The 15,482-nt window shown below is 68.0% G+C and carries 14 protein-coding genes and 1 tRNA gene; 10 read left to right on the top strand and 5 right to left on the bottom strand.

Annotated elements, in window-relative coordinates:
- The first annotated feature begins 74 nt into the window (after positions 1 to 74).
- From BME24068_RS17815 to BME24068_RS17805, 3 genes are all read left to right on the top strand, one after another.
- Positions 75 to 983: a LysR family transcriptional regulator gene (locus BME24068_RS17815; protein WP_174926859.1), complete on the top strand. Its 909-nt coding sequence runs from the start codon at positions 75 to 77 to the stop codon at positions 981 to 983.
- A gap of 242 nt (positions 984 to 1,225) precedes the next feature.
- Entirely contained in the window at positions 1,226 to 1,738 is a 513-nt protein-coding gene (locus tag BME24068_RS17810) for a helix-turn-helix domain-containing protein (protein ID WP_174926858.1), read from the top strand.
- Complete coding sequence (locus BME24068_RS17805; RefSeq protein ID WP_174926857.1) at positions 1,735 to 3,006, top strand: type II toxin-antitoxin system HipA family toxin; 1,272 nt, start codon at positions 1,735 to 1,737, stop codon at positions 3,004 to 3,006. The genes BME24068_RS17810 and BME24068_RS17805 overlap by 4 nt, the downstream gene beginning before the upstream one ends.
- A 29-nt stretch (positions 3,007 to 3,035) precedes the next feature.
- Here BME24068_RS17805 and BME24068_RS17800 read toward each other — a convergent pair whose 3' ends face one another.
- The 3 genes from BME24068_RS17800 to BME24068_RS17790 all read right to left on the bottom strand — a co-directional run bounded on the left by BME24068_RS17800 (position 3,036) and on the right by BME24068_RS17790 (position 5,475).
- Positions 3,036 to 4,055: a LysR family transcriptional regulator gene (locus tag BME24068_RS17800; RefSeq protein WP_174926856.1), complete on the bottom strand. Its 1,020-nt coding sequence runs from the start codon at positions 4,053 to 4,055 to the stop codon at positions 3,036 to 3,038.
- A 100-nt stretch (positions 4,056 to 4,155) separates the two neighbouring features.
- Positions 4,156 to 4,575, bottom strand: a complete 420-nt coding sequence (locus BME24068_RS17795) for an ATP--cob(I)alamin adenosyltransferase (protein ID WP_096505696.1) — start codon at positions 4,573 to 4,575, stop codon at positions 4,156 to 4,158.
- Positions 4,576 to 4,674: 99 nt separating this feature from the next.
- The gene (locus BME24068_RS17790; RefSeq protein WP_174926855.1) at positions 4,675 to 5,475 is read right to left on the bottom strand and encodes an AraC family transcriptional regulator; all 801 of its coding nucleotides are present in this window, start codon (positions 5,473 to 5,475) and stop codon (positions 4,675 to 4,677) included.
- A gap of 183 nt (positions 5,476 to 5,658) precedes the next feature.
- Here BME24068_RS17790 and BME24068_RS17785 point away from each other — a divergent pair, with 183 nt between their 5' ends.
- On the top strand, positions 5,659 to 6,285 hold the full coding sequence (locus BME24068_RS17785; RefSeq protein WP_096505700.1) for a LysE family translocator: 627 nt from the start codon (positions 5,659 to 5,661) through the stop codon (positions 6,283 to 6,285).
- Positions 6,286 to 6,298: 13 nt separating this feature from the next.
- Positions 6,299 to 7,060 (top strand): class I SAM-dependent methyltransferase, encoded by a 762-nt coding sequence (locus BME24068_RS17780; RefSeq protein ID WP_174926854.1) that lies wholly within the window; start codon positions 6,299 to 6,301, stop codon positions 7,058 to 7,060.
- Between the two features lie 36 nt (positions 7,061 to 7,096).
- On the opposite strand, the gene rtcR is transcribed toward BME24068_RS17780, so the two are convergent.
- On the bottom strand, positions 7,097 to 8,707 hold the full coding sequence (gene rtcR / locus BME24068_RS17775; RefSeq protein ID WP_174926853.1) for an RNA repair transcriptional activator RtcR: 1,611 nt from the start codon (positions 8,705 to 8,707) through the stop codon (positions 7,097 to 7,099).
- A 336-nt stretch (positions 8,708 to 9,043) separates the two neighbouring features.
- Between rtcR and BME24068_RS17770 the strand changes: the two genes are divergently transcribed.
- From BME24068_RS17770 to BME24068_RS17755, 4 genes are all read left to right on the top strand, one after another.
- A tRNA-Cys gene (locus BME24068_RS17770) sits at positions 9,044 to 9,115 on the top strand.
- A 256-nt stretch (positions 9,116 to 9,371) separates the two neighbouring features.
- Positions 9,372 to 10,511, top strand: a complete 1,140-nt coding sequence (locus tag BME24068_RS17765; protein ID WP_174926852.1) for a slipin family protein — start codon at positions 9,372 to 9,374, stop codon at positions 10,509 to 10,511.
- A 70-nt stretch (positions 10,512 to 10,581) separates the two neighbouring features.
- Positions 10,582 to 11,805, top strand: a complete 1,224-nt coding sequence (locus tag BME24068_RS17760; RefSeq protein ID WP_174926851.1) for an RtcB family protein — start codon at positions 10,582 to 10,584, stop codon at positions 11,803 to 11,805.
- Between the two features lie 222 nt (positions 11,806 to 12,027).
- Positions 12,028 to 13,182 (top strand): DUF1176 domain-containing protein, encoded by a 1,155-nt coding sequence (locus tag BME24068_RS17755; RefSeq protein ID WP_174926850.1) that lies wholly within the window; start codon positions 12,028 to 12,030, stop codon positions 13,180 to 13,182.
- 19 nt (positions 13,183 to 13,201) lie between these two features.
- On the opposite strand, the gene BME24068_RS17750 is transcribed toward BME24068_RS17755, so the two are convergent.
- Positions 13,202 to 13,870 carry an O-methyltransferase gene (locus BME24068_RS17750; protein WP_174926849.1) on the bottom strand — a complete coding sequence of 223 codons (669 nt, stop codon included), beginning with the start codon at positions 13,868 to 13,870 and terminating at the stop codon, positions 13,202 to 13,204.
- A 138-nt stretch (positions 13,871 to 14,008) separates the two neighbouring features.
- On the opposite strand from BME24068_RS17750, the gene BME24068_RS17745 reads away from it, so the two are divergent.
- Complete coding sequence (locus tag BME24068_RS17745; protein ID WP_096505713.1) at positions 14,009 to 15,304, top strand: O-acetylhomoserine aminocarboxypropyltransferase/cysteine synthase family protein; 1,296 nt, start codon at positions 14,009 to 14,011, stop codon at positions 15,302 to 15,304.
- Positions 15,305 to 15,482: the final 178 nt, after the last annotated feature.

Here is a 15,482-nt window from a genome sequence, read left to right as displayed (position 1 = left end):
ACTGTACCCAACCAGGAGCGCAGGAACCGGTGCTAGACTCAAAGCATCTTTAACTTCAATTCATGAATCCAGTCATGACGGATACCGTGCAGCCGGCCGATCTCGGCTTCTTCTCGACGCTGGCCGCGTCGGGCAGCCTGAGCGCGGCCGCGCGCGAGCTCGGGCTGACCGCGGCGGCCGTCAGCAAGCGGCTCACGCAGATGGAGCGGCGCGCGGGCGTGACGCTCGTCAACCGCACGACGCGGCGCATGATGCTGACGCCCGAAGGCGACGTGTATCTCGACTATGCGCGCCGGATCCTCGACCAGATGGACGAGCTGGGCGAACTGCTCGGCAGCGCGAAGCAGCGGCCGAAGGGGCTGCTGCGCGTGAACGCGACGCTCGGCTTCGGGCGCAGCCACGTCGGGCCGGCGATCTCGCGCTTCGTCACGCGTTATCCGGAGGTGTCGGTGCAGCTGCAGTTGTCGGTGATGCCGCCGCCGCTCACCGACGACGCGTTCGACGTGTGCATCCGCTTCGGCGAGCCGCCCGACACGCGCGTGGTCGCGCGGCGGCTCGCGCCGAACCGCCGGCTGCTGTGCGCGGCGCCCGCGTATCTCGCGCGGCACGGGACGCCCGGCACGCCGCACGAGCTGACGCGACACAACTGCATCGGCATCCGGCAGGGCGACGAAGGTTACGGAATCTGGCGCCTGACGAGCGGGCGCGGCACGGCGCGCAACACCGAAGCGGTGCGGATCAACGGCAACCTGACGACGAACGACGGCGAGATCGCGATGAAGTGGGCGCTCGACGGGCACGGGATCCTGATGCGCGCGGAATGGGACATTCGCGACTATCTGGCCGACGGGCGGCTCGTCGTCGTGCTGCCGGACTACGAGACGCCGAGCGCGGACATCTACGCGGTGTATGCGCAACGGCATCAGATGTCGACGCGGATTCGCGCGTTCGTCGAGTTTCTGGCGGGGGAACTGGGAGGGTGACCGGGTGCGGGGTGCGGGTGGCCGAGCCGCCCATGCACGCTCCGGAACGAAGTGATACCCGCGTCTCGCGTCGAATCAGCCGACCGGTACAATGCTAATATTTCGGCAATTTTTCCTAAAAAACGCCAGAATATTTACACTTCCGCTCGCGCCACCGGATCGAAACAACACTCGCTCGAGCCACCGAAGTGCTATTATTTTGGCGTTATCGTGTAAAAAGCGCTGAAATATTAGCTCTAGCCATGGCCAAGAAAACTGCCCCGCTCTTGCCGGCATCCAGTCGGCTGCTCGTCGACTTCGGCGAGCGGTTGAAATTGGCGCGCCTGCGCCGAAAGCTGACGGCCAAGCAGGTCGCGGAGCGCGCCGGCATGTCGCCGATGACGCTTCGCTCGCTCGAGGCAGGCGGTTCGGGCGTCACGATGGGCGCCTATCTTTCCGTCATGCAGGCGCTCGGGCTCCAGGCCGATCTGGAAAAGCTGGCCGCATCGGACCCGCTCGGCCGTCAGCTTCAGGACGCCCGCCTCGCCACGCCACGGCACGCGAAGCAGGCCGTGCCTCCAGCGGCCGCAGCAGCGTCGCGCACGCCCGACAGGCACGCGCGCGCGCGCGTCTCCCCCGCCACCCGAGCCGAGGGAACAGCAACAACGGCATCCGATCGCGCAGTGCCTGACGACAATCGCGGCACGACCGCTGCGGATCTGGCCGCATTGCTGAAACCCGTGGGCAGGCGACATGAGGGGCCGACCAAGAAATGACGACCCTCTCCGTCTACGCGGACTGGAGCAGCCTGTCCGCTCCCCTGAAACTCGGTCTTCTGCACGGTCGACAGACACGTGCCAGCGAACGGTTCGAATTCCAGTACGACGCGGCTGCGCTGGCCGCGCCCGAACTCGCTGGCGTGCAGCTCGACCCCGGCATCGGCCTCTTCGAAGGGCCGCAATATCCGGTTCCGCCACGGAACGCGTTCGGCGCGTTCGCCGATTCGAGCCCCGATCGGTGGGGCCGCATGCTGATGGATCGCCGGCTGGAGCGTGACATTCGCGCAGGTCTGCGACCGAAGGGTACGCGACTCCATGAGTCGGACTACCTGCTCGGCGTCCATGATCTCTATCGGGTCGGCGCATTGCGCTACAAGCTCGACGACACCGGAGAATTTCTCGATGACCGCATCGATCTCGCCGCGCCGCCGTTTGCGGAGATTCGTCAACTGGAGCAAGCCAGTCGGGCACTGGAGGAAGACGTCGACAACATCGCCCCGAACGGTCGCGATTGGCTATCGATGCTCATCGCACCCGGAGGCTCGCTCGGTGGCGCAAGACCGAAAGCCAGCGTGGCCGACGATCGCGGGCATCTGTATATCGCGAAATTCCCGAGCGCGCGAGACAGCTACGACGTGGGCGGCTGGGAAATGGTCGTCAACGCACTGGCGGTCGGCTGCGGCCTGAACGTCGCCCACGCCGAAGCGCGAAAATTCGTCAGCGACTATCACTGCTTCCTGGTGCGACGCTTCGATCGGACTGCCGATGGTCGCCGGCTGCATTTTGCATCGGCCATGACGATGACCGGCCACGTCGACGGCGACGATGCATCCACCGGCGTCAGCTACCTGGAACTGGCGGAAGTTCTCATGCGACACGGCGCGCAACCGAATGCCGACCTGCGCGAACTATGGGCCCGGATCGTCTTCAACCTGCTCGTCTCGAATACCGACGACCATCTTCGCAATCACGGGTTCATTCTCGAACCGGCTGCAGGCTGGCGACTCTCCGCAGCCTACGACATGAACCCCGTCGCCGTCGCCGATGGTCTCAAGCTCAATATCACGGAAACCGACAACGCGCTGAACCTCGAACTCGCCCGCGAGGTATGTGAATATTTCCGGCTGAGCCTGAAGGATGCCGACGAGATCATCGACGACTTCCGCGGCGTCGTCGGCCAATGGCGCACGCTCGCGACACGACTCGCGCTTTCTGCCCGGGAGCAGGAGCACATGGCCGACGCCTTCCGCCTCGCGGGCGCCTGAGCCCCCTTCATCCATTCGCCGCCCCGCCATCACGCCGCGGCCGCCAGCCTGCCGTCCGCGTCGGGCTCGCACGCGGCGCTCGCGGCAGCCGCCATCTGCCGCCCCGCTGCCCCGGGTGCGCTCACGCCCGCCCCGTCTCGCGCCCCGTCCCGCGCCGCATCCGCGAAGCGCTCCGCGATCCAGTCGACGAACGCGCGTACCCCGGGCGACACGTGGCGGCGCTTCGCATAGACGGCCGACACCGGAACCGCACCCGGCCGCCATCGCGGCAACACTTCCCGCAACTGCCCCGCGTCGATCAGCGGCTGCGCGACGACACGCGGCGGCTGGATCAGCCCGAGGCCATGCACGCCGCACGACAGGTACGCATGCTCGTCGTCGACGCTGACGACGCCGTCGAGCCGGATCTTGCGCACCGCGCCGTCGATCGCGAACTCGAGTTCGGCCGCGCGCTGGCCGGACGCGAACGCGCCGTTGACCGCGCGATGCCCGGCAAGTGCGTCGAGCGAGCGCGGCACGCCGCAGCGTTCGAGATACGCGGGGCTCGCGCACGTCACGCGCTCGAGTGCGCCGAGCGGGCGCGCCACCAGCGACGAATCGGGCAGCGCGCCCAGCCGGATGCTGCAGTCGACCGCATCGCCGATCAGGTCGGCCGCGCGTCCGGACACGCCCAGCAACAGCACGAGCTCGGGATGGCGCGCATGGAACGTGCCGAGCGCCGGCAACACGATCGCGCCCGCCACCGATCCCGGCAGCTCGACGCGCAACGGCCCGCTCGGATGCCGCGCCGCATTGCGCAGGCTCGCTTCGAGCTCGTCGACGTCCGCGGTGATGCGCCGGCACCGCTGGTAATACGCGTCGCCTTCGGGCGTCGCCCGCAGCGCGCGGGTCGTACGCACCAGCAACGGCATGCCGAGCGCCGCCTCGAGTTCCTGCACGGTGCGCGTCGCGGTTGCGCGCGAAATGCCGAGCGCGTGCGCCGCGCGCGTAAAGCTGTTCATCTCGACGATGCGCGTGAAGATGCGCATCGCGCGAATCGGATTGTCCACCGGAAACTCCCGGGAAATGCGGCATGACGCGACGCGCGCGAAGCGCGCTGCGACGCATGCCGGTCGGTGAGAAAGCCGCGCCGCCGGCGCGGCGAACGGTTCAGTCGTGCGCGGCCGCGGCCCCGGGCGCCGGCACGGCGAGCAGTTGCCGCGCCAGCGCGAGCGCCTCGTCACGATCCGCCGCCGCGTTCAGCGGATAACCCCAGACCTTCTCGAATGCGCCCGAGAACGCATCGAGCGCCGCGCGACGCTGCGCATCGGGTTCGATCGCGATCATCGCGGGAATCCATTCGCGCGACCGCGCGCGATTCGCCTTGCTCCATTTCGCGAGCTGCTTGCGCATTTCGTGATCCTGCGCATCGCGATCGTCGCCAGACGGCGCATCATCGGTCAGTAAAACGAAGCGTTCCCGACGCGCGAACAACGCATCGAGTTCGGCCAGCACGTGCGCGGGTTCGCTCGACGGCGAACGCGCGTAACGCAGCCACACCAACGGGAATTCATTCGTGACGATCTGCATGTCGACCTCCAGATGAGAATGATTCTCATGTTAGAGATCAACGCCCATCCCGTCATGTCGCGTGCCGGCCAACCGCTTGTTCGATCCGGCCAACCGCGCTCAGCGCTGCCGGTCGGTCAGGTATTGGGTCGGCGACTTGCCGGTTGCCTTGCGGAACATCGTCACGAAGCTGCTCGCGCTCTCGTAGCCGAGATCGATCGCGATCTGATGCACGCGGCGGCCCGCCGTCAGCATGCGCAGCGACAGCGCGACGTGCAGCCGCCGGCGCCAGTCGCCGAGGCTCATGCCGAGCTCCTTCACGGCGAGCCGCGTGAGGCTGCGCTCGCTGACGCCCGCGCGACGCGCGAGTTCGGGCAGCGGCGACTTGTCGGCGGGATCGTCGAGGAGGTGATCGATCAGCTTGCGCAGCCGGCGGTCGGCCGGCATCGGCAGGTACAGGTCTTCCACCGGCGCCGCGACGAGCTCGTCGAGCAGCGTCGCCATCAGTCGCCCCTGCGGGCCGTCGACGTCGTACAGGCTCGGGAAGCTCGCGGCCTTCAGCAGCAGCTCGCGCAGCAGCGGCGACATGCCGAGCGTGCAGCAGCGCGCCGGCAGGTCGGGCGCCGCATCGGGCTCGACCAGCACCGCGTAGAACGTCGCGCCGGCCGAGCCCCGCGCCGAATGCGTGACGCCGCCCGGAATCCACACCGTGCATTGCGGCGGCGCGCTCCACACGCCGCCGTCGATCTCGCAATAGATGACGCCGCTCAGCGTGTACAGCAGTTGCGCCTGCGGATGGCTGTGCCGCTCGAGCCGCCACTCGGGCTCGACCACCGAGCCGCCGAACACGACGAGCGGACGCGGCACGTGATAGACGTCGGCGTCGGCAGCGGGATCGGTAACGGCGGGCAGGTTGCGCATGGAGCGATGGTGTCGGAAGCGGCCGGACGGCGTGCCCGTGCGGCCTTGTCGTGCCTATGCGTGCTTATACCAGAAAGGCGCGGACGCGGCCGTGCGGTTCCCGGCCGGCGTCTGCAGCCCCGCGCCGATCCGAATACAATGCGCCGATCCCCTCGCCGCTGCGCCAACCTTGCCGGAGCCGCCATGTTCGACCTGACCACGCTGACCACCTTCATCGCCGTCGTCCTGGGCCTGTTCCTGATCCCCGGCCCCGCCGTGCTGCTCGTGCTGAGCCGTACCGTGCAGGGCGGGCGCAAGACCGGCATCCTGACCGGGCTCGGCGTCGCGAGCGGCGATTTCGTGCATACGCTGTTCGCGGCCGTCGGGTTGTCCGCGCTGCTGATGACGTCGGCGCTCGCGTTCAACGTCGTGAAACTGGTGGGCGCCGCGTACCTGATCTACCTCGGCGTGCGCGCGCTGCTCGACAGGCCGTCCGATCCGTCGCTGCCGAAGGTGGCGCCCGTCACGCCGCTGAAGGCCTATCTGCAGGCGATTCCCGCCGAAGTGCTGAACCCGAAGACCGCGCTGTTCTTCCTCGCGTTCATGCCGCAGTTCGTGCACCCGGAGCACGGCTCGTCGTTCGTGCAGTTCGCGGTGCTCGGGCTGATCTTCGTCGTGCTCAGCTCGCTCTACACGACGCTGATCGCCTGCTCGATCCGCCCGCTCGGCCGCCTCGTGAAGCGGCTCGCATGGCTCACGCGCTGGCAGGGGAAGATCATCGGCACGATCTTCATCACGCTCGGGCTGCGGGTGGCAGTGCAGCAGCGCTGACGCGAACGCGCGCATGACGTTCCGCGCCGCGCCCGCAGGCGACGTTCTTTATACCGACCCGCGCCTCGTCGCGGTCTACGACCTGTTCAACGCGGGCGATCGCGATTTCGCGTTCTACGCGTCGCGCATCGGCACTGCGCGGCAACGGATTCTCGATCTCGGCTGCGGCACCGGCACGTTCGCGCGCCGGCTCGCGGCGGCCGGGCACGACGTCGTCGCCATCGATCCCGCCCCGGCGATGATCGCGTACGCGCGACGCCAGCCCGGCGCCGACGCGGTGCGCTGGCTCCCGTGCGATCTCGACGGCCTGCCGCCGGGCGCATCGTTCGATGCCGTCGTGATGACCGGGCACGCGTTCCAGTGTCTGCTGACCGACGCGGCAATCGACGCGACGCTGCGCAGCGTGCGGCGCATGCTGGCCGACAACGGCCGCTTCCTGTTCGACACGCGTAATCCACGTGCCGAGCCGTGGCATGCGTGGAACCCGCAAGCGTCGGCATGCCGTGTCGCTTCGCCCGAGTTCGGCGTGGTCGAACTCCACCACGCAGTGACCGCGATCGACGGCCCGATCGTGTCGTTCGATACGGTCTACCGATTTCATCGCGACGATCTGCAGGTGACGAACGCAAGCCGGCTGCGCTTCGTCGCGCAAGCCGACCTGCAGGCACGCATCGCGGCCGCCGGCTTCTCCGCGACCGCCTGGTGCGGCGACTGGCACGGTGCGCCGTTCGACGAAGCGGCAAGCGTGGAGATCATCGCGATCTGCCGCGCGTGAACGGGCCGAGGCGGCGCGCTCGCGCCGCCGCCCGACTCATCCCAGCGCCTGCCGCACGCTGTCCCAATCGAGCCCGAACCGCGCGAGATACTTGCGCAGCCGGTCCGCGTCGTTCGGCTGCTTCTTGCTCAGGCGCGACACCGCGAACAGCGTGCGTCCGGCTTCCGACACACTCGCCGATATGCGGCACACATCCAGCACGCGTTCGAGCTGCACGCGGTCGAACAGGTCGAGTTCCGCCGCGCGCGCACCGAACACCGCGTCGACGCACGCGTCCGATGCCCGCCCGTCGCCCGGCGACGACCACGTGCGCGTCAGGCGATCGACCTCCTGTTCGGCGATGTCCTCGGTAATCCGCCCGGCATCGGCGAGCGTCGCCATCCGCGTCACCGATGCGGACAGTTCGCGGAAATTGCCGGCCCACGTCGCGCGCGGCGATGCGGCGAACGCGAGATAGCGCCGCTTCGCCTCCACGTTGAAGCGCACCTGCTCGCCCTGCTCGCGGCCGAAACGATCGAGCTCGAATTCGAGGTTCGGCTCGATGTCTTCGCGGCGTTCGGCGAGCCCCGGTAATTCGTATGTCCACAGGTTGATCCGCGCATACAGATCCTCGCGGAACGTGCCGGCCGCCACCATCTGCCGCAGGTCGCGATGCGTGCCGGCGATCAGCTCGAAATCGCTGGCCGCCTCGACGTCCGCGCCGACCGGCAGGAAACGCTTCTCCTCGATCGCCTTCAGCAGCATCGCCTGCTCGTCGAGCCCGAGCTCGCCGATCTCGTCGAGAAACAGCAGGCCGCCGTCCGCCGCGCGCAGCAGGCCCGCGCGTGCGGACTGCGCGCCGGTGAACGCGCCCTTCACGTGCCCGAACAGCGTGGACATCGCCGCGTCGCCGCGCAGCGTCGCGCAGTTGATCTCGATGAACGGCCCCGCAAGCCGATGGCGGCCGCGCTTCAGCTCGTACACGCGTTTCGCGAGAAACGACTTGCCGGCGCCCGTCGGGCCAACGAGCAGCATCGGCGCGCGCGAGCGCACGGCCACGCGCTCCAGTTGCTCGATCAGCGCGTTGAAGCGCGCGTTGCGCGTCGCGATGCCGGCCTTCAGGAACGACACCGTTTCGTCGCGCTCGTGCGTGAAGCGCTGCGCGATCCGGTTGTAGCGCGACAGGTCGAGATCGATCACCGACATCGTGCCCGGCCCGCTCGGCCCTTCGTCGGTCTGCTGCGGCGGCCCGGTTTGCACGAGGCGCGCGGGCAGGTAGCGCGCTTCCGCGAGCAGGAACCAGCAGATCTGCGCGACGTGCGTGCCGGTCGTGATGTGGATCAGGTAGTCCTCGCGGTCGAGATCGAACGGATAGGCGCGCGCGTAGTCGTGCAGCGTCGCGTAGACCTCCTCGAAATCCCACGGATCGTGGATCGTGATGGGCGTGAGCCGCACGTCGGTATGCGGCGACAGTTCCGCGAGATCGTCGCGCACCTGCTGGGCGAGGCGCGTATAGCCCGGCGGATGCAGCAATTCGAGGCGGTCGATCGCGAAATCCGGCTGCAGGCAGAGCGACACGGTCGGCCGCCACTTGCGGTAACGGCGCGGCGCGCGGCCGCCCTGATCGAGCACGGTGCCGAGAAAGCCGATGGCGACGGTTTTGCGCATGTTTATCTCATGGGATAAAAGCCGATCCGATTGTATCCAAATTCCTGGATGACACGGTAATGGCGCCCTCTTCGCGCCGCCGCCCTAAAATAAAAATCCACCTTTAATTTCAATCACTTGCCGATATTCTTACCGCCCTCGCCAGCCGCTGGCACGCTCCTCGCTAAATAGAAGACGCCGGATGTCCCGCTGGCCCGCGAGCCAGGGTTCACCAAGCCCTGCTGGTGCGCCGCCGCCGAACCTCGTTCGTTGCGGCAGTGCATGCCGCCACGGACAGAAGAAGGCAAAGGGGCGCGCGAGGCAGCTTCGTCCGGGTTCGAATCCCGGGGCGCCCACTGTTCGGTAGCTCAACAGGTAGAGCAGCCGGCGCAAGCCGGTGTGTGGCGGGTTCGAATCCCGTCCGAACGTTGTCCGCAAGGGCAATTTCCGATGAAAGCAGTACCCGCCGGCGCGGGCCGCGAAGCCCGCCGCGCGTCGAACCGGTTGCGGTTCCGCGCGATCGGCCGGGCGGCCGGACGGCCCGCGCGAATGCGCACGACGACGCGATGCAGGATGCGTCGCCGCGTGCTGCAGCGCCGGCTAACGCGCCGCCTGCCCGATCGCGTCGCACCCCGATCCGTACGATGCGTGTCGTCCGGCGGTCATTGAAGAAAAGGACAAGAATATGTGGAAGCGTCATGTAGTGAAAAAGAACGAACGCGCGCTGCTGATGAATGAGGGCGATTTCGTGAAGGTGCTGGAACCGGGCGTGTTCAAGGCCTTCGATCCGTTCAAGCGCCTGTCGGTGCAGACCGCGCGTCTCGACGCACCGCTCGCCGACGCCGCGCTGGCCGATTACCTGCGTCACGACGCACCGGACGTGCTCGCGCGATACTTCGTCGCGATGGATCTGGCCGACGACGAAGCGGGCCTGCGCTACGAAGACGACGTGCTCGTCGAGATCCTGCCGCCGGGCACGCGCCGGCTGTACTGGCGCGGCCTGATCGCGCACCGTCTGGAGCGTGTCGATCTCGCGCAGGACAGCATGCTGCCGGCCGCGCTCGCGAAGCGCATCGCGCAACCGGCGCTGCGGGCGCGCGGCGTGGCGGGGCTGACGGGCGTGCTGCTTGCGCAGGTGCCGGCGTATCACGTCGGCGTACTGAAGATCGACGGCAAGATCGAGCGGCTGCTGGACGCGGGCGTGACGGCGTTCTGGCGCTTCAACCGCGACGTGGCGGTCGAGCTCGTCGACCTGCGCCTGCAGCCGCTCGAAGTCGCGGGGCAGGAAATCCTGACGCGCGACAAGGTCGCGCTGCGGCTGAACCTGTCGGCGACGTGGCGCTATGCGGACGTGCTGCATGCGTTCGGCCAGTTGCAGAAGCCGCTCGAACACCTGTATCGCGAGCTGCAGTTCGCGCTGCGCGCGGCCGTCGGCACGCGCTCGCTCGACGAACTGCTGGAGGACAAGCAGGCGATCGACGACGTCGTGATCGCGCAGGTGCGCACACGCCTCGAGCAGTCGGGCGTGGAGGTGCGCAGCGTCGGCGTGAAGGATATCGTGCTGCCGGGCGACATGAAGACGATCCTCGCGCAGGTGGTCGAAGCCGAAAAGGCCGCGCAGGCGAACGTGATCCGCCGCCGTGAAGAAACGGCGGCGACCCGCTCGCTGCTGAACACCGCGAAGGTGATGGAAGAGAACCCGACCGCGCTGCGGCTCAAGGAGCTGGAAACGCTCGAGCGCGTCGCGGAACGGATCGACCGCATCTCGGTGTTCGGCGGTCTCGACCAGGTGCTGAACGGACTCGTCAGCATCAAGGGCGCATGATGCGCGAAACAGGATGAAACGGCGCGGCGCATGGCCGCCGCGCCGGACGCATGAACGAATGGTGAAGCCAATGAGCAACGACGATTATCAAGTGATGGAACTGGCGAACGGCAAGCCGGTGAAGATGTGGACGCAGGGCGTCGCCGTCGAGGACGACGCGCGCACGCAATTGCGCAACACCGCGCAGATGCCGTTCATCTTCAGGCACGTTGCGGTGATGCCGGACGTGCACCTCGGCAAGGGCTCGACGATCGGCAGCGTGATCCCGACGCAGGGCGCGATCATCCCGGCGGCGGTCGGCGTCGACATCGGCTGCGGGATGATGGCCGCGCGCACGACGCTCGTCGCCGCCGATCTGCCGGACTCGCTCGGCGGGCTGCGCGGCGCGATCGAACGCGCGGTGCCGCACGGCCGCGCGCCGGGCCGCCGCGATCCGGGTGCGTGGGGCGATCGCACGCCGGCCGCCGTGACGGATGCCTGGAAGTCGCTGCTGCCGGGTTTTCAGCGGATCGTCGACAAGTATCCGAAGCTGGAGAAGACGAACCACTACGCGCATCTGGGCACGCTCGGCACCGGCAACCACTTCATCGAAGTGTGCATCGACGAAGCCGATCGCGTGTGGTTCATGCTGCATAGCGGCTCGCGCGGCGTCGGCAACGCGATCGGCAGCCTGTTCATCGAACTCGCGCAGGCCGACATGCGGCAGCACATCGCGAACCTGCCGGATCGCAACCTCGCGTACTTCAACGAGGGCAGCCGGCACTTCGACGATTACGTCGAAGCGGTCGGCTGGGCGCAGGACTACGCGCGCCGCAACCGGCAGGCGATGATGGACGCGGTGATCGGCGCAGCGCGCGGCGCGATCGGCAAGCCGTTCGGGGTCGACGAACACGCGGTGAACTGCCACCACAACTACGTGCAGCGCGAACGCCACTTCGGCGAGGACGTGCTCGTGACCCGCAAGGGCGCGGTGTCCGCGCAGAAGGGGCAACTCGGGATCATTCCGGGCTCGATGGGCGCGAAGAGCTTCATCGTGCGCGGGCTCGGCAACCCGGAGAGCTTCTGTTCGTGCAGCCACGGCGCCGGCCGCGCGATGAGCCGGACCGAAGCGAAGCGCCGCTTCACGGTCGACGACCAGGTGAGCGCGACGCGTGGCGTCGAATGCCGGAAAGATGCGGGCGTCGTCGATGAAATCCCGATGGCCTACAAGGACATCGATGCGGTGATGGCGGCGCAGCGCAGCCTCGTCGAAGTGGTGCACACGCTGCGTCAGGTGGTGTGCGTGAAAGGATAGCGGGCGCGCTGCCGGCACCCGCTCGCCAACGAACGGCGCGATGCCTGCAGGCATCGCGCCGTTTCCCTTTGTGCGCGCCTTCGATCGCCATCGCGCGATTCGCTGCCGCAGCAGCGGGTATACTCGATGCTGTCCGGCCGCGCTCGATCCGCATCGCGCGCTTACGATGCGCTTGCAACCGGACGTCCGCCCTACTCCCCGTCATTGCCGATACGAACCGTCATGTTTCGTCATCTCCCGCTTGCCGTCGCCGTCATCCTGCTCACCGCGTCGCTGTCCGCTGCCGCACGCGACCCCGCGCAACATCCGGTCGCGCGCGATTTCAAGAACTGGTCGGTCGTCTGCGACAACGCGAATGACTGCGTTGCCGAGGGCGGCAACGACGACATCGACGACACGCGCACCAGCCTGATCCTGCGGCTCGCGCGCGACGCCGGCCCCGATGCGCGGCCGTCGCTGGAGATCTTCGCGTCGGCGCCGCTCGATCTGCGCACCGCGCGCGCGGACGGTCAACCGTTCGACGCAGTGCCGGCCGAGTGGCACGCGGTCGCGAAAACGGGCGACGAAGACGACGACGTCTATCCGTTCCATATTCGCACCCGCGATCCGGCGACGGTCGACGCATGGCTGACGATGTCGCACAACGCGCAGGTGCTCGGTTTCGGCGACCCGGCCGACACGCAGACGCCGCGCGTTTCGCTAGCGGGGCTCAACGCCGCGCTGCTGCTGATCGACGACACGCAGGGCCGCATCGGCACGGTCACTGCGCTGCTGCGCAAGGGCGCCAAACCCGCATCGGCGGTGCCCGCCGCGCCGGCGCTGCCGCCCGCGCCCGTTCCGGCGCCGCGCGTGGCCGATCTCACGCCCGCCGAACAACGCCCGCTCGTCGATGCGGTATTCGACAAGTTCGGCGGCAGCGTGAAGCGTTGCGCGGCCGATGCCGGCGACGAAATGTCGGCGCCCGATCGCCGCAAGGCCGCGTCGGCCACCGCGATCTCGACCGCCGATGCGATCGTGTCGATCCCGTGTCAGACGAGCAGCGCGTACAACCATACGGACCTGTGGTATCGCGTGCACCGTAGCGCGCCGTACGCGCCGACGCCGCTCGACTTCGGCGAGAACGCCAGCGCGGGCCTCGACCCGGCGTCGTTCTCGAACCAGTTGACCGAAGCCATCTACGATCCCGCGCATGCGACGCTGTCGAGCCTCGATCGCGTGCGCAGCGCCGGCGATTGCGGGTCGGGCGCGTCGTGGGTGTTCGACGGCAAGCGCTTCGTGCTGAGCGACGTCGCGATGCACGGCGCGTGCAACGGGCTGTTCCAGGATCAGTGGCCGCGGCTGTATCGAACGGCCGGTTCGACCGACAACCCGCGCTGATGCACGGGCGTCGGCTCGCTCACGCGCCGACGATCGAGATCGAGAACCCGTCCCAGCCCTTCAGCCCGACCGTCTGCACGGCGGTCGTCGCGACGTTCGGCTCGGCGACGATCCGCGCGAACCCGTTGCGCACGCCGACGACGTCCGGCTCGTGATTGTCGGGGTCGGCAACGCGCCCGCCCCGCACGACGTTGTCGACGACGATCACCGTGCCGGGCCGCGACAGCTTCAGCGCGGCGTCCAGATAAACGGCGTTGCTGTCCTTGTCCGCGTCGATGAAGATGAAGTCGAACGGCGCCTCGCCCGCATCGACGAGCCGCGCGAGGCTGTCCTTCGCGCTGCCGACGACGACCGACACGATGCTCGCGAACCCGGCACGCGCGATGTTCCGCGTCGCGACCTTCGCATGGTCGGGATTCAGTTCGAGCGTGACGAGCTGCCCGTCCGGCGGCAGCGCGCGCGCGAGCCAGATCGTGCTGTAGCCGCCGAGCGTGCCGACCTCGAGGATGCGCCGCGCACTGCGGATCGTCGCGAGCAGCTGCAGCAGCTTGCCCTGGTTCGGCGCGACGTTGATCGCCGGCAGCCCGGCCGCGTCGCTCGCCGCGAGCGCGGCGTCGAGCGCGTCGTCGGACGGCACCAGCGTCGCCGAAAAATACGCATCCACCTTGTTCCATTGATCCTGAGCCATCGCGCATCCTTTGCCGTTGTGCGTGGAAAAGGCATTCTATGCGTCGCAAGCCCATAAGCAACAAACCATTCGTTCTAAGAACAGCGGCGCGCGTGCTCCTATAATCGCTCGACGATCACAACAACATACGGAGCACCCATGACCGATCAGGCCTCTTCGAACTGGCGCCTCGAAACCATCGCCGTGCACGGCGGCTATCGCCCCGACCCGACCACGCGCGCGGTGGCGGTGCCGATCTACCAGACCGTTGCGTACGCATTCGACGACACCCAGCATGGCGCGGACCTGTTCGACCTGAAGGTCCAGGGCAACATCTACACGCGGATCATGAACCCGACGACGGACGTGCTCGAGCAGCGGATCGCCGCGCTCGAGGGCGGCATCGGCGCGCTCGCGCTCGCATCGGGCCAGGCGGCCGTCACGTACGCGATCCAGACGATCGCGGAAGCGGGCGACAACATCGTGTCCGCGAGTTCGCTGTACGGCGGCACCTACAACCTGTTCGCGCACACGCTGCCGCAATACGGGATCACGACGCGCTTCGCCGATCCGCGCGACCCCGCGTCGTTCGAGCCGCTGATCGACGCACGCACGAAGGCGATCTTCGCGGAATCGGTCGGCAACCCGCTCGGCAACGTGACCGACATCGCCGCGCTCGCCGACATCGCGCATCGCCACGGGATTCCGCTGATCGTCGACAACACGGTGCCGTCGCCGTACTTGCTGCGCCCGTTCGAGCACGGCGCGGACATCGTCGTGCACTCGCTGACGAAATATCTCGGCGGCCACGGCACGAGCCTCGGCGGCGCGATCGTCGACTCGGGCAAGTTCCCGTGGGCGCAGCACGCGGACCGCTTCAAGCGGCTCAACGAGCCGGACGTCAGCTATCACGGCGTCGTCTACACCGAAGCGTTCGGGCCGGCCGCGTATATCGGCCGCGCACGCGTGGTGCCGCTGCGCAACATGGGCGCGGCGATCTCGCCGTTCAACGCGTTCCAGATCCTGCAGGGCATCGAGACGCTCGCGCTGCGCGTCGAGCGCATCGGCGACAACGCGCTGAAGATCGCGCAGCATCTCGCGCGCCATGAAAACGTCGAATGGGTGAACTACGCGGGGCTGCCCGATCATCCGGACCATCCGCTCGTCGCGCGCTACCTGTCGGGCCGCGCGCCGGGCATCCTGACGTTCGGCGTGAAGGGCGGCCGCGACGGCGGCGCGAAGTTCCAGGACGCGCTGAAGCTGTTCACGCGGCTCGTGAACATCGGCGACACGAAGTCGCTCGCGACGCATCCGGCCTCGACGACGCACCGGCAGTTGTCGCCGGCCGAACTCGCGAAGGCCGGCGTGAAGGAAGAAACGGTGCGGCTGTCGATCGGCATCGAGCATATCGACGACTTGCTCGCCGATCTGGATCAGGCGCTCGCGCAGGTGTGAGCGGAGGCGGGCGGGCCGGTTCGCCGGTGCGCCCGCTCCAAATGTCTTGACCTTACAACGACCTCAAGGTGTTCGATTCCCGGTTGGGGCCGGGGGCAACCTTCGGCACGCACCCGCCGTGCCGCATGACGTCTGCGTGCGGCACGCTCACAGCCGAGGCCCCATGACACCGATCGCG

The sequence above is a fragment of the Burkholderia anthina genome, from assembly GCF_902498995.1.
In the GTDB taxonomy this organism is placed as follows: domain Bacteria; phylum Pseudomonadota; class Gammaproteobacteria; order Burkholderiales; family Burkholderiaceae; genus Burkholderia; species Burkholderia anthina.
This window is presented reverse-complemented; position numbering and strand designations above follow the sequence as displayed.